This is a genomic window from Paraliomyxa miuraensis, from assembly GCF_026337845.1.
In the GTDB taxonomy this organism is placed as follows: domain Bacteria; phylum Myxococcota_A; class Polyangia; order Nannocystales; family Nannocystaceae; genus Paraliomyxa; species Paraliomyxa miuraensis.
On record NZ_JAOVZF010000164.1, the window covers coordinates 128,864 to 143,585 of the forward strand.

A 14,722-nucleotide genomic window follows, 5' to 3' on the forward strand; every position below is an offset into this window, starting at 1 on the left:
CGCGGGGCGACCTCTTCCGTCACTCGATCTCGATCGCGTTCGGGCAGGCCTGACGCACCTTGGCGACCTGCGCCGAGCCCGGATGCTCCCGAACGAAGCGCCCGGCTCTCGCGGCTGCGTCGGCGTGATGGAGCCGACAGGCCGCCACCGCCCGCCATGCGGAGCGCTCCTCGACGAGCGCACCGCGGGGAAAGCGTCGCTCGTGCTCGTCGAGCAGGCGCCACAGGACCCGAGCGTCATCCCGCTCGAGCGCCGTGCGAGCGCGATCCATGAGCGCGACCTCGGCCCGCAGGCGATCCTCGACCGGCCGAGCAGAGGTGTGAGGAGGTGATGGCGCGAGCGAAGTCTCGACCTCGGGAGCCCAGGTGGGCGACGGCGGAGCATCGGAGACCCCAGCGGATGCGGGCTCGGCCGCGGGTGCAAGCGTAGGAGGCTCGGCCTTCGACGCATGGCTCGAGGCTGCTGCGGGCTCGGTCGCGGGCGGCGGACCGAGTCCGACCCATGCCGTCACCGCGAGCTTGATCATCAGCAGCGTCCCCACGCCCAGCCCCACGCTGATGGCCGCGGGCTTGCCCAGGACCAACAGGCCCGCGGCCGCCGACCTACGGGTGCGATCGTGTCGAGCGTCTCGATCGCTCGACCACGGCTCGTCGTCCACCCGCTCGCCAGCGGCGATCCGCTCGCGGATCCGCGCCAGGTTCCGGGCCGCGCGCTCGGGGGGAGGCTCGAGGGTGGCCTCGTAGGCCTCCCAGTAGCGCTGCGCGGCCCTGGTCGTGGTGGTCGAATTGGTTCGGCGGCTCATCGGGTCCTCCGATCGCCCATGGCAAAGTGGCGGGCCACGACGCGCTCGAACCGGCGTCGCGCGAGGCGGAGCCGGGAGTAGGCGGTGTCGAGCTTGATGCCGAGCATGCGGGCGATCTCCGGCACGGCCAGCCCCTCGAGCTGGGCGAGCACGAACACCTCGCGCTGCGGCGGCTCGAGCCTGTCGAGGAATCGCTCGACCAAGGCCGCGGCGTCGCGCCGCGCCAGCACCTCCTCGGGCTCGACGGGCTCGGACGGCACCAGGGCCAGGCGCGGCGGCGCTCGTCGCCGTCGCTCGTGCACCTTGAGGGCCACGTTGCGCGCGATGCCGAGGATCCAGCTGCGGATCGGCGCTGCATGATCGAAGTGCGGCAGCCGCCGGTACACCACCAGGAACACGTCCTGCGTGGCGTCGTCGATCATGGCGTCGGGAACCCCGAGCGCTCGCAGGCACCGCCACACCGCGGCGTGGTGGGCCGCGTAGGCGTCCTCGAATGCGCGCTGCGGATCGTCACCCTCGATCACGCGAAGCGACCGAGGCGTCGAGCGGCTCGCGGCGTGGGGATGCAGCGCCACGCCCTCTCATCCCGCGAGGGGCATCGATCCGTCACCCGGATCCACGATTTCTCTACAAACCATTGGAATCAATCGATTTAATCGAGGCCCGAGCCCATCACGGCAGCAGCAGCTCCAGCCCCAGCGCCCCTCGACCCGCCACCGGCGACGCGCGGTACGCATCCCGTTCGAGGCCGGTCACCGAGAACCCGAGCTGCCGCAACGGCACCACGACCGACGCCCCCACCCACAGACCGACGAATCGGGCCAGGCGAAACGAAGCGGCGGCGGTCACGTTGGCCGCGACCCAGGTCTGCCTCGACGTGCGCCCGACGACGAGCCCCGCTCCCGTGCCCTGGCCACTCATGCGGCCGACGTCGAGACCCGCGCAGGGCAGCGCCGTCAGCCACGCACGAGGCCGGATCGCAGCGCACGCATGAGCTTCGACTGCCCACAGCGCCACGCGTACGCGCGCATCGGGTGCCACCGTGCGCTCGCGCGGCAGCCATCCAGCACCGCCCAGCTCCACGCGAAACCACCGGCGCTCGAGGCCCGCCGTCGCGGCTCCACCGAGGTTCTCCTGCGGGAGCAAGCCCGCCCCCGCGCGTGCTTCGACCCGCAGCAGCGCTCTCGAGGACGACTGCGACGAAGGAGGTGCCGCGTCCGATGATGGTGCCCGACCGGAATCCCGCACGGCGCCAGCATCGCTCTCGGACGATGAGTCCTCGACGGCGGCCTCGCTCGCCTTCGGATCCTGCGACGCCGGCTCGGTTGCATCCGACGCCACCGACACCAGCTCGCCCGACGGCCCGCCAGCGGAGTCGCTCGCCTCGGGCGAGCCCACCTCGGGCTCACCCGCGCTCGGCTCGGCCTCGGGCTCGGGCACCGCGAGGATCGGTGCCGTTGGAGCCGCATCGGTCACCGAGACCTTCGCCAGCAGCACGATCGCGTTCGCGAGCGTGTCGCACGTGGGGCTGTCGAGCTTGCGCGTGCTCTCCCCCCACTCCCCTCGCAGCACGACGGTCGCCTCGAAGCGCTCGTGCTCTCGACGCGAGACCTCGGCCACCACGTCCAGCTCGTCGGCCCGCTCCCCCAGCGCCTCGCTCAGCCGCGTGCGCACCTCGGCCTCGCGAGGGCAGCCCGCGGGTGCCTGCCAGCGCAGGCCCCCGCGCCCGACGCTCGCCGCCGAGGCATCGAGCCCCACCATGGACGCCACGAGCAGCAGCCCTCCTGCCAGCGCGCGCGCTCGGTCCCCGCTCACGACCGCTCCCAACGCGCCGCGCCCCCCATCGCTGACACATCCCCACGGCGCGGGCCGTTCGAGGCGATCGAGCTCGACCTCCAGGTGCTGTGGGCCGATGTGGTGCTGCCCGACGAGCCGCGGTGAACAGAGGGCGGGGGCTAGACGTTGTCCCAGGGGTTGGCGGCCGGGGTGGTCAGCAGGTCCTCGACGTCCTCCATGGTCAGCCTCTTGACCCCGCTGACGTCGCGCCCGAGCGCCCCTTCGGCGATCTCTCGCTTGCGCCGACCCAGCTCGACCATCTTCTGCTCCACCGAGTCCTCGACCACGAGGCGATAGACGTTGACCGGCTTGTCCTGCCCGATGCGGTGGGCGCGGTCGGTGGCCTGGTCCTCGACCGCGGGGTTCCACCACGGATCGAAGTGGATGACGGTGTCGGCCTCGGTGAGGGTGAGGCCGCTGCCGCCCGCCTTGAGGCTGATGAGGAACACCGGCGGTCCGCTGGGCTGCTGGAACTGCGCCACGAGCTCCTCGCGGTTCTTGGTCCCGCCGTGCAGCCACAGGTAGGTGATGCCCAGCTCGTCGAGCACCTCGCCGAGGATCTTCTGCATCTCCACGAACTGCGAGAACACCAGCACCTTGCGCCCCGAGCCCACGCAGTCGGCGATGAGCTCCCGGAACGCCTCGAGCTTGGCGGAGGGCGGGACCGCCGAGCCCTCGGGCAGGCCCAGCAGCTTCGGGTCGCAGGCCACCTGCCGCAGGCGAGTGAGCGCGGCGAGAATGGCCATCTGCGACTTCTCGATGCCCAGCTCCTCGATGCGCCCGGTGATCTCGTTCTTGGCCGCCTTGAGGATGCGGTTGTAGAGGCCGAGCTGGGCGCGCCCGAACTGCACGAACAGGGTCTGCTCGGTCTTGGGCGGCAGCTCCGAGGCCACGTCTTCCTTCTTGCGGCGCATCACGAACGGCCGCACGCGCACCTGCAACGACTCCAGCACCTTGCCGTCGCCGTCCTCGATGGGCTTGACGTAGTTCTTCTGGAAGTCGGTGAGCTTGCCCAGGAACCCGGGCGCCAGGAAGTCGAAGATGGCCCACAGATCCAGGAGATGGTTCTCGACGGGGGTACCCGAGAGCGCCAGCTTGTGATCGGCCTTGAGCATCTTGGCGCTCTTGGCCGTGGTGGTGGTCCAGTTCTTGATGTACTGCGCCTCGTCGAGGATGACGTAGCGGAAGCGCAGCTTGGACAGCTCCTCGATGTCGCGGCGCAGGATCGCGTAGCTGGTGACCACCACGTCGGTCTTCTTGAGCAGGCGGCGGTTCTCGCCGCGCTCGCTGCCGTGCCACACGAGCACCGAGAGCGTGGGCGCCCACTTGCCCACCTCTTGCTTCCACACCGAGAGCACCGAGGTCGGGCACACGATGAGCGACGGCGCCTGCCCCTCCTCTTCCTTGGCCTTGGTGAGCAGCGCGAGCGCCTGCACGGTCTTTCCCAGGCCCATGTCGTCGGCCAGGATTCCCGTCATGCGGTTCTCGTGCAGCTGCCACAGCCATGCGTAGCCCGAGCGCTGGTACTCGCGCAGCTTGGCGGTGAGCGCCTTGGCCTTGCGAGGCGCACGGCCGGCCTTGTCGCCGGTCATGCTCTGCATCAGCTTCTTGACCTCCTTGGCGACCTTGGCGGTGGGCACCTCGGAGAGCAGGCGCGAGAGGTTGCCGAGCTCGAGGGTGGAGACCTCGGCGTGGCCGCTCTTGTCGAACTGGATGTCGCCCGCGGCCTCGGCCACCGGCTCGAGGATCTTGGGGTCGAGCTTGACCACGCTGCCGTCGGCCAGGGTGATCCAGCGGCGTCCCTCGTGCAGCCAGCGCAGCAGATCGCGGAACGAGATCAGATCCTCCTCGCCCTCGACGTCGACGATGGCCTCGACGTCGAGGATCGAGCCGTCGCCGCCGCTGACCGAGACGCGCGGCGAGGGCGACTTGCTGCGGATGCGGGGCAGCTGCGGGATCCGCTTCTCCCAGGTCTCGGGCAGCAGCGGAATGCCGGTGATCAGGAACTCGATGGCCGCGTCGTCGCGGGCCGAGAACGCCTGCTCGGTCACGTCCCACTCGAGCCCGCGATCGAGCAGCACGCGGCGCGCGGCCGCCTCGGCATCGAGGTCGCGATAGAAGGAGATCGGGCTGTCGCCGACGTCGATGAGGCAGCGCGGGGACTCGGGATCCTCGCCGCCGACGCCCAGGGTCACGTTGCCGTAGGACGCGGCCAGGGCCACCTTGATGCGGCGCGCGTCGCCCTCGATGGTGGCGATGATCTTCTCGACCTTGCGCGCGTCGCTGGCCAGCGCGAACAGATCCTGCCGGGGCACGCCCACCGTCTGCAGGCGCTCGGACAGCGAGTCCATCTGCTCGGCGCCCATGCGCGCGTCCATCACGATGCGCGGCTGCTTGGCCACGGCCGAGAGCACCCACGGCGGGGTGTCGAGCACGGGGAAGGTCTCGCAGCTCTCGGGCACGATGTACCAGGTGGGCGCGCCGGTGACGATCTTGCCCTGGTCGGCCTCGAACGTGCGCCCGGTGCTGACCTGCTCGAGGAAGCCGTGCAGCTCGACCGCGCCGTCCTTGCGGGTCTCGGCCCGGACGCGCAGCACCAGCGACTCGGGCACGAACTTGAGCTTGCCGACCCCCTTGAGGCTGACCTGGCCGTAGCGCGCAAAGTAGAGCAACCCGGCCACCGCGGCTTCCTCGAGCACGTGGGCGCCTTCGTCGGTGCGCTCGAGCTGCTGGTCGAGGTAGTGCTGGATCAGCCGATCGGCGGGACCGAGCCCGCCGCCGGCGGACCGGCGCGCCATCATGGCGGTGCCGGCCTGGAACACGGTCACGGACCACTCGCCGCCGCGGTCGGCGAGCTGGTAGCGGCGCTGCGCCGCCCCGGTCTGCTGCTCGACGTCGACGACCCACGGATTCTGGGTGGTCGCGATCTCGGCCCCCTTGCGGTACTGGTCGGCCAGCGACATGCCCAGCGCCACGGCGTGGTGGCAGATCTTCTCCCAGCCATCGGTGAACGTGGGACAGGTGCACAGCCCCTCGAGCGACTTGCCCGCGAGCTTGAGCGTGGCCACGTGCGGCTGCGGGTGGGTCCCCTTGACCTTGCCACTGACGGCGTCGCCCTCGAACACGATGTCGGAGACGGCGCCTGCCTTGTACAGGTCTTGCCCGGCCTTGACCGCCTTGGGGCTGGCAATGCGGACCAGCGCCTGTGGCTCCACCAATGGAAGAAAGCTTTCGAGCTTCGACACTGCGGATCTCTTCGTTGGATCTCGTTGGATCGATGGATGGAGCACCGCCAGTGCGGCGCGATCCCGGGATGCCGTCCTCGACCGAACGGCTCGACTCTGCGATTCGGCGCGCCCCGGCGGCCTTCCTGCCGACGATGGCGGGGCTCGCCTGCAACGCACCCCCGCGGCGAGGCGCCGACGACCCCTCGAAACGATGGGTCGCGAGCTTCGCGCAACGACGGGGGTCTAGCATGGCCCCGCACGGGGGTCTAGCCTCCCGCGCTCACCTTCGACGTGAATCGTAGGCGCGCCAGCACCGCTACCACCGCGAACGTGGATGGGCTCAACCCGGGGGACCCGGGGATCGGGCTGCTGGCGGGAGCCGTGGCCGGGCCGCCATCGCGTGAGATTCTGCTCGTCTGCTGCGGCGACGTGCCCTCCGTGGGCGACGGAGCCCTGCGGTTGGTGCTCGACCTGCGCGAGCTCCAGCACGCCCGCACGCGCACGCTGCCGCCCGACGCCAATCTCGAGGCAGAAGGCCCGTTCGCGCATGCGCTGGTGTGGCCGCGTCCCCACCTGGGCAAGGACTTCAGCACGTGGTGCCTGGCTCGGGGCGCACTGGCGCTGCGTCCGGGAGGCTCGCTGTGGTGCGCCGTCCGCAAGGCCAAGGGTGCCGACAGCCTGGCCGAGCGCATGGTCGCGCTGATGGGAGAGGTCGACGTGGTGGCGCGCGACCGGGGCCACCGGCTGCTGCGGTCGCGTCGAACGGAGGCCATGGACCCGGCGCGAGCCCGGGCGTGGGTGGAGGCGGAGTACGTGATCGAGGATCCGGCCCTGCCCGGGCTGGCGCTGCGCTCGGGCCCGGGGGTGTTCTCGCGGCGCGAGCTCGATGCGGGCACGCGCGTGCTCATCGAGCATGCGGAGCGGCGGGCTGCGACGCCTCGGGGGGTGATCGATCTGGGCTGCGGCGTGGGACCGCTGTCGCTGTGGGCCGGCACCCGCTGGCCAGCGGCGCAGGTGCTGGCCGTCGACACCAACCTGCGCGCGGTGGCCATGGCCCAGGGCAACGCGAGCCGCCACGGGCTGGCCGAGCGCGTGCGGGTGCTGCCCAGCGATGGCCTTCCCCGACGGGAGGAGGCCGAGGCGATGGGACTGCGCACAGCCGTGGGGCTGGCCGTGGCGCCGGACCTGGCGCTGGTCAATCCGCCCACCCACGCCGAGCCCGAGGTGCTGGGGCGGTTCGCGGAGGATCTTCGGCAGTGGCTGGCGCCGGGCGGGGTGGCGATGGTCGTGGTGAACCGGCCGGGGCGCATGACCGAGCAGCTACGTCGAGCGGGGGCCGTCGTCGAGCCGTTCGAGTACCCGGGCTATCACGTGCTCGAGGCGCGCTGGCCCGCGGCGTGACCGGGCGTCGACGCGCGATGGTCCCTCGGCTCGTCAGCGCCGCGCCGGGGCGGGCGCCTGGATCCTCGCGAGGATCTCCTCGATGTCGGTGGGCTTGGTGAAGTGGACGTCGAAGCCGGCCTCGACCGAGCGACGGCGATCCTCGTCCTGCCCGTAGCCCGACAGCGCCAGCAGCCGAACGCTGGCGAGCCGAGGATCGCTCCGGATCGCCCGCGCGACCGCGTAGCCGTCCATGTCGGGCAATCCGATGTCGCAGATCACGGCGTCGGGGCGCCAGTGCTCCATGGCCTTGAGGCCCTCGCGGCCGCGCCCCGCGATGTAGACCTCGTGCCCGCGCGCGCGGAGCAGCGTCGCGAACAACTCGGCCGCGTCCTCGTTGTCCTCGATCAGCATGATCCGGACCCGTCCCGCGCTCCTGCGCGCGCCGGCACCAGCAAGCGCGGGCGCGGAACCGGGCGCGGAGGCGGGCTCGGGCTCACCGAGGGGCAGCCAGACCTCCAGCTCGCTGCCGCGATCGCGACCCTCGCTGCGCGCCTCGATGGTGCCGTGGTGGAGCTCGATGATGGTCCTGGACATCGCGAGCCCCAGCCCCAGCCCGCCGGACGAGCGCGCGAGCCCCTGCGGTGCCTGCTGAAAGGGGCGAAACAGGCGAGGCCGGAGCTCGGGCTCGATCCCCACGCCCGTGTCGGTGACCGTCAGCACCGCACCGTCGTCCCGGTGTCCGAGACGAACGCTCACCTCTCCCCGAGGCGGCGTGTACTTGAGCGCGTTCTCGATGAGGCTGTGGGTGACCTGCGCGAGTCGGACTCGATCACCGCGGACCCACAGCGGACGAGGGGGCATGTCGACGGTGAAGCGATGCTCGCGAACCCGGGGCCCGAGCGCGGAGACCACCTCGAGCACCACCTCGCACAGGTCGAGCAGGTCGGGCTCGATGGTGAGCTGGCCGCTTCGGACCCGCGTCAAGTCGAGCAGATCGTCGAGCAACCGTGCCATGTGGGAGATCTGCCGCTCGAGCACCTGTATGACGCGGGGGAGCTTGGCATCCTCGGTGACGACGGCACCGAGCACCTCGCTCGCGGAGCGAATCGCGGCCAGGGGATTGCGGAGCTCGTGACCGAGCACGGCGAGCAGCTCGTCCTTTTGGCGGACCTGCTGACGCAAGGCGGCCTCGATCGACTCGCGCTCGGCGATGTTCTCCGCGAGGCGCTGCGCCAGCTCCTCGGCCTCGCGGCGGCCCTCGACCGCGGCGCTCACCTCGAGCGTCCTCATGAACAGGTGGACGCCGGCCTTGGTCCATCGGACCCGCGTCGTCGCTCCAAGCACCGCCTCGACCGGCCCCCCGGTCTCGAGCACCGCCCTGGCGGCACGCAAGCACGCATCGGCATCCTCACGGGACAGGCACTCGCGGACGCGGCGACCCGACGAAGCCTCGGGGTCGACCCCGAGCGCATGGGCGGCCGTGCGCTCGACCAGACGGCACCGGAGGTCGACGGGCACTCCGGCCTCGTCTCGTATCAGGTCGAACAGCACCGCCCCCATGGGGAGGCTGTCGAAGATGGCGGAGAACACCTCGGACTCGAGAGGGGCATCGCTCATGTCGCGGCATCGGGGCACGCAACGCCCACTCGACCAGGAGCGGGGCTGCACAAGACTAGGCCCGCTCGACAACCGTACCAGAGCACGAGCGGGCTTGTCGAAGTCGTACGGCGATCGAGGCGCTCGTCTCACCCGCTCGGCGCCCTCGTCGCCCGGCACCCCAGCCCCCTCGATACGCCGTTTGCTCGAGATGAGCCATGGATCGAGCGCACGACGGTGGACATGGAGCGCTGCCGTCGAAGCATTGGGGTCGTGCAGCACGTCCTCGTCGCATCAGGAGTCGAGTGGCCCCGAGTCGGGCTGGGTACCTGGAACCTTCATGGCAGGGAGTGTCGCGACGCGGTCGAGCACGCCCTCGCGATCGGGTACCGCCACATCGACACGGCCCAGGCGCATGGCAACGAATCGGAGGTGGGTGCAGCAATCGCCCGCAGCGCCGTGCCGCGGGACCAAGTGTGGGTCACGACCAAGGTGGCCCGGGAATGGGCTCACCCGGCGCACGTGCAGCGCACGACCGAGGACAGCCTGCGACGGCTGGGGATGGACCACGTGGATCTGCTGCTGGTGCAGGGCCCTCCGAGCGAAGAGGTTCCGCTGAGCGAGACGTTGGAGGCCCTACGAAGGCTGCACGAGACGGGCAAGGCGCGATTCATCGGCGTGGCCGACCTGCTCTCCGAGTCGCTGCGAGAGGCCGTGGGTCTGGTTCCGGAGCTGCTCACCAATCAGATCGAGCTCAATCCCCTGAACGCTCACTACGGGCTGCGTGCAACGGCGCAGCGCCTGGGCGTCACGCTCACCGCGTGCTCGCCCCTGGCGCGAGGACAAGCGCTCGACGTTCAGCGGCTGGTGGAGATTGGCCGATCCGTCGGGAGATCGTCGGCCCAGGTGATCCTCCGATGGCTGCTGCAACAAGGCGTGGTGGTGATCCCCAAGGCGACCTCCACGGAGCACCAGCGCGAGAACCTGGAGGTCTTCGACTTCGTGCTGAGCGAGCCGCAGATGGAGGCGATCGACGAGATCGACCGCGCATCCCAGTTCATCGAGCCGATCGCGGTATCCCAGTGGGAGTGAGACGGGGCGGGATCCGCACCACCCGTGGGGCACGAGCGAGCGGACGGAAGGAGCGCACCGTAGGCGGGCGTGTAATGGCCGCGACACTCACTGGTTGACCGGTTCGCGAGCCGGCGGCGAGACTGGAACGAGCGGTGCCATCGAAACGGCATATCGTCGGCGGGCTGGTGAGCGTGGCACTCCACGCAGCCTTGCTGGCATGGGGCCTGGGCCAGGCGTCGCCGACGACCACGCAACGACCCCCGGCTCCGATCCCCGTCGAGTTCATCGAGATCACGCCGCCCACGCCGCAGCCGCTGGCACTTCGGGCCGACGGAGGCCAGGAGCGCGCAACCCCGAGCCCCACGCCGCCCCGCGGCGAGGGAGCCGAGCCGCTGCCTCGACCCGATCCCACCCCGGCCCCGCACGAGCCGCGAGCCGCGAAGCCGGAGCCTCCACGAGAGCCCGCGGCCACGCCATCCCCGGCGTCCTCCCTCGAGGCCGAGCCCGCGGACGAGGACGAGCCCGCCAACGAGGAGACGCCGTCGACCTCGGCGGACGAGGAGCCCGATGAGGACCCGGCGGGCGCTCGGCCTTCGGGCACGCCGGCCGGCACGGGATCGTTGGGTCGAGGCCGCGGCGGCACTGGCTCCCACGGCACGCCCGACCACTCGGCATATGGCGCGGAGCTCGTACGGTTGATCATGACCGAGATCGACGAGGATCCCGTGCCGGGCCTGAGTCCCAAGGACTCGATCGAGGTGGAGCTCGAGGTGCTCCCCAGCGGACGCCTGGCCCGCCGGGGTCTGGGCAAGTACGACTACGCCCGGGTGGTGCGCACGACCCTGGGGCCGATGCGGCTGCGCGCGATCCTGCGCCGGATCCTCCGGGCCTCCCAGGACTTCCCGCCGCACCCCTCGAGCTTTCCGCGGCAGCGCTATGTCGTTGGGATCACGGTCGAATTTCGAGGTCTCCACGGGTAGCGACGCGACCCTGGCGCGGTCGCACCGGCTTCGCTCGCCCCAAGGAACCTTCCGGCTCGCCCGTTGTCCCCCTCGCGCTCTTCCAACGAGCACGAGGTACTCATGCGAGCGCGGCCAGGTGCTTGGCTGCTCGGGTGCGTGCTGACGGTCGCGGGCTGCATTGCGTCGCCCGCCACCGAGCCGACGCCCGAGTTCACGGATGACATCCAGGACGCAGGCCCTCCGACCGCGGTCCAGGCCATCCATCACGTGCGCCAGCAGGTGAGCCCGGTGCTCACGTGGCGGGAGAACCCCTCGCCCACCGTGCCGATGACCCTCACGGCCAGCGACGGCACGGGGCTCGACCTGGTCTCGATGAAGGCCCGGGTGGTGATCGAAGATCCGCTGGCGTTCACCGAGCTGCACCTGGTGTTCGACAACCCCGAGCCCCGCCGCCGCGAGGGTCGCTTCGAGATCGAGCTGCCGCCCGGCGCGGCGCTCTCGCGGCTGGCCATGAAGATCCGCGGCGAATTCCAGGAAGGCGAGGTGGTCGAGCGGGCCAAGGCTCGGCGCACCTACGAGACCTTCATGCATCGCCGCCCCGACGTGGATCCGGCGCTGCTCGAGCGCGAGGCGGGCAATCGGGTGCAGGCCCGGGTGTTTCCGATCCTCCCGCACGAGCGCAAGGAGATCATCGTCTCGTTCTCGCAAGAGCTGGGTGCGAGCCCCTACCGCCTGCCGCTGCAGGGGCTGTCGACGATCGAGGACTTCGACGCCCGCGTGGTGGTCAAGACCCACGACGGCGCTCGCGATCGCAGCTCGCTGTCTGGAGCGATATCGGCCCAGCGGGTGGTGGAGCTGCAGCGAAGCCACTTCACGCCCGAGAAGGATCTGGTGATCGAGCTCGATGGAGCGGGCGAGGCGGCCGGTCTGCATGCGGGCGATCTGACGGTGGTGCGCGTGCGCCCACGGGCCGAGCGCCCGGCCTCGCGCCCCGAGTCGCTGCTGGTGCTGTTCGACACGAGTGCGTCGGCGGGCGTGGGCTTCGAGGACCGAGTGGAGCGGCTCGGTGCCGTGCTCCGCGAGCTGGCGCTGGAGCAGGACTTCGAGCTGCGGCTCTTGGCGTTCGATCAATCGATCCACACCGTGTTCGAGGGCATGGGCTCGGAGCTCGGGGTCGACACGCTGGCCGATCTGGTCGAGGGCCGAGCCCTCGGCGCCTCGAACCTCGAGCAGGCGCTGATGACCGCCGCGGGCCTGAAGGGACACTGGGACCGTGCGCTGCTGGTCTCCGACGGCGTGGCCACGGCGGGCCGCACCGAGCGCGGGGCGCTGCGGATCGCGGCGCGCGGGCTCGAGGCGGTGGGCGTGCGGAGGATGGACGCGCTGGCTCCGGGGGCTCGAGAAGACCGCGAGGCGCTGGGCGATCTCACCACCGCGCTGCCCGATCCAGGGGTGATCCTCGATGACGAGGCCACCGCGGCGAGCATCGCCGAGGGCCTGGGTCAGGCGCCGTTCGACGACGTGGCGATCACGGTGGAGGGCGCGACGTGGAGCTGGCCCAAGTCGCTCGAAGGCACCGGGCCCGGCGACGACGTGCTGGTGTTCGCGCACTACGAGGGTCCGCGACCGCCCCTGGTGCGGGTGATGTTCTCCGATCCCTCGATTGCGACGCAGGAGGTCGAGACCCTCGAGGTCGAGCGACCGCTGGTGGAACGGGCGTGGGCCCAGGCGCGGATCGATCGCATCGAGCACGAGAAGTCACGGGTGGCGACCTCGAATCCGTCGGTGATCACGGAGCTCGATGCGCGCATCGTGGAGCTGTCGACTCACTACCGCGTGCTCACCGAGCTCACCGCGCTGCTCGTGCTGGAGACCGAGGCCGACTATCGCCGCTTTGGGATCGATCGACGCGGCAAGGCCGACATCATGACGGTCGACGGCGGCAGCATCCGGCTACAGCGGCGAACCGAGGAGGCCCGCGAGACGCTGGCGGTGGCGGCCGATCTCGCCGCGATCGACGACGCCGGGGAGGACGAGCCCCTGGTCGTCGCCGATGCGCGTACGCGAAGCGCCGGCGAGGAAGCGCGCAGCTCGAGCGTCCTGGGGTTGATGGCGCAGGAGAGCGGGCACTTCGTGGCCTCGACCCACGACGGCGATGACGGGTGGGGAGGCCTGACCGGCACCGAGGTCGGCGAGGCGTTCGGCGTGGGTGGCCTTGGTCTGGTGGGTCAGGGTCGCGGAGGCAGCGGCACGGGTGAGGGCACGATCGGCCTGGGCGAGCACGGGCTCATCGGCCACGGCGGCGGCGGCGGCGGGACGGGCTCGGGCTACGGCCGAGGATCGGGCGCGGGCTTCGGCGGACGTGGCCTTCGGATCGACGACGGTGCGATGGGCCTGGGCACGATCGGCACGGTGGGCGGACCGTGGGGTGGGCTCGATCAGCCCCAGGGCGCGTCGTCCGGCTGGGGCAGCCCGATCGGGTGGAGCGAAGCCGGCCGTCACCAAGCGGTTCCGAGGGTGCATCAGGCCAAGGCCAAGGTGCAGGGCTCGATCGACGAGGACATCATCCGTCGGATCATTCGGGCGCACATCAACGAGGTACGCCTCTGCTACAACCAGGGCTTGACGCGCAACCCATCGCTGGCGGGGCGCGTCGAGGTCGCGTTCACGATCGGCGAGGCAGGCACCGTGATCACCTCGGGGATCACGTCGTCGTCGCTGACCGACCAGGGCGTGCAAGAGTGCATCGCCAAGGCGGTACGCCGCTGGAGGTTCCCCAAGCCCCCGGGTGCCGGGGTCGTGCAGGTGGCGGCTCCGCTGGTGTTCTCGGCCGAGGGCGTGCGCATGGCGGGTCGGCCCGTCGGGCGCGTCCGGCCGTTGGGTCCGCCACCCAAGCGGCGCCGCGCCGCCAAGGCACCGCACTCCGGCCGCTTCGCCGAGGCGCAGCGGCTGCTCGCGGCGAACCAGACCGACGACGCCTACGACCTGGCGTGGGACTGGGTCGAGACCCAGCCCGGCGACATCCTGGGCCTGTTGGCGCTGGGCGAGGCGCTCGAGCAGCGCGGCCGCCCGGCCCTGGCCGCGCGGGTGTACGGGTCACTCATCGATCTGCACCCCTCGCGCGCCGACGTGCGACGCGCGGCCGGTCAGCGACTCGAGCGGCTGGGCGAGCCCGCGCTGGCGCTGGCGATCGACAGCTACGACAAGGCCGTGAAGGCGCGGCCCGATCATCCCTCGGGCGCGCGGCTGCTGGCATGGGCGCTGGTGGAGCAGGGCCAGCACGAGCGAGCATTCGAGGTGCTGAGGCAGGCCCTGCACCGGCGCTACCCGAGCGGTCGCTTCGAGGGGGTCAAGAGCGTGCTGCGACAAGACCTCGCCGTGGTGGCGGCGGCCTGGCTCGCCGCTGGCAGCGAGGCCGACCGCCAGGACGCACGGCGACGCCTCACCGAGCACCACATCGATCCGGCGACCTCCGCTTCGACGCGCTTCGTGGTGACGTGGGAGACCGACACCACCGACGTGGACCTCGCGCTCCGGGCTCCGGGCTCCACGCGTCGTCACGGTCGACGGATCGCCGACGTGACGACCGGCTACGGGCCCGAGGTGCGCGTGCTGACGGGCAGCCAGATCCCGTCGCGGCTGCGGGCCACCGTGCAGTACTACGATCGCAAGGCCATGGGGCATGCGATGGGCACGCTGCAGATCGTCGCGCACGACGGCAACGGCGGGCTGCGGGTGCAGGCGCAGCCGTTCGTGCTGATGGAGCAGGGCGGGTCGCTCGTGCTGGGGGTGTTCGACACGGGCGTGGAGCCCGGGCTCAACGCGAGCTGAGGCCCCGCGCC

General features: G+C 71.2%; 9 protein-coding genes. 4 read left to right on the forward strand and 5 right to left on the reverse strand.

Annotated features, from left to right (window positions below; translation table 11 throughout):
- Window positions 1-19 precede the first annotated feature (19 nt).
- From OEB96_RS43750 to OEB96_RS43765, 4 genes are all read right to left on the reverse strand, one after another.
- Entirely contained in the window at window positions 20-802 is a 783-nt protein-coding gene (locus OEB96_RS43750) for a hypothetical protein (RefSeq protein WP_266222939.1), read from the reverse strand.
- Window positions 799-1,377, reverse strand: a complete 579-nt coding sequence (locus tag OEB96_RS43755) for an RNA polymerase sigma factor (protein ID WP_266222940.1) — start codon at window positions 1,375-1,377, stop codon at window positions 799-801. The genes OEB96_RS43750 and OEB96_RS43755 overlap by 4 nt, the downstream gene beginning before the upstream one ends.
- A gap of 97 nt (window positions 1,378-1,474) precedes the next feature.
- On the reverse strand, window positions 1,475-2,617 hold the full coding sequence (locus OEB96_RS43760; protein WP_266222941.1) for a hypothetical protein: 1,143 nt from the start codon (window positions 2,615-2,617) through the stop codon (window positions 1,475-1,477).
- Between the two features lie 140 nt (window positions 2,618-2,757).
- Window positions 2,758-5,883: a DEAD/DEAH box helicase gene (locus tag OEB96_RS43765; RefSeq protein WP_266222942.1), complete on the reverse strand. Its 3,126-nt coding sequence runs from the start codon at window positions 5,881-5,883 to the stop codon at window positions 2,758-2,760.
- Between the two features lie 312 nt (window positions 5,884-6,195).
- Between OEB96_RS43765 and OEB96_RS43770 the strand changes: the two genes are divergently transcribed.
- On the forward strand, window positions 6,196-7,266 hold the full coding sequence (locus tag OEB96_RS43770) for a methyltransferase (protein ID WP_266222943.1): 1,071 nt from the start codon (window positions 6,196-6,198) through the stop codon (window positions 7,264-7,266).
- A gap of 33 nt (window positions 7,267-7,299) precedes the next feature.
- On the opposite strand, the gene OEB96_RS43775 is transcribed toward OEB96_RS43770, so the two are convergent.
- Window positions 7,300-8,865, reverse strand: a complete 1,566-nt coding sequence (locus OEB96_RS43775) for a hybrid sensor histidine kinase/response regulator (protein WP_266222944.1) — start codon at window positions 8,863-8,865, stop codon at window positions 7,300-7,302.
- 252 nt (window positions 8,866-9,117) lie between these two features.
- Here OEB96_RS43775 and OEB96_RS43780 point away from each other — a divergent pair, with 252 nt between their 5' ends.
- The 3 genes from OEB96_RS43780 (at window position 9,118) to OEB96_RS43790 (ending at window position 14,711) form a co-directional block, all read left to right on the forward strand.
- Window positions 9,118-9,936: an aldo/keto reductase gene (locus OEB96_RS43780; protein ID WP_266222945.1), complete on the forward strand. Its 819-nt coding sequence runs from the start codon at window positions 9,118-9,120 to the stop codon at window positions 9,934-9,936.
- Between the two features lie 167 nt (window positions 9,937-10,103).
- Window positions 10,104-10,898: a hypothetical protein gene (locus OEB96_RS43785; protein WP_266222946.1), complete on the forward strand. Its 795-nt coding sequence runs from the start codon at window positions 10,104-10,106 to the stop codon at window positions 10,896-10,898.
- A gap of 102 nt (window positions 10,899-11,000) precedes the next feature.
- Entirely contained in the window at window positions 11,001-14,711 is a 3,711-nt protein-coding gene (locus OEB96_RS43790; RefSeq protein WP_266222947.1) for a TonB family protein, read from the forward strand.
- Window positions 14,712-14,722: the final 11 nt, after the last annotated feature.

Coding starts and splice junctions, on each gene's coding strand:
- OEB96_RS43775 (WP_266222944.1), bottom strand. CDS start 8,865: ATGAGCGATGCCCCTCTCGAGTCCGAGGTGTTCTCCGCCATCTTCGAC.
- OEB96_RS43790 (WP_266222947.1), top strand. CDS start 11,001: ATGCGAGCGCGGCCAGGTGCTTGGCTGCTCGGGTGCGTGCTGACGGTC.
- OEB96_RS43750 (WP_266222939.1), bottom strand. CDS start 802: ATGAGCCGCCGAACCAATTCGACCACCACGACCAGGGCCGCGCAGCGC.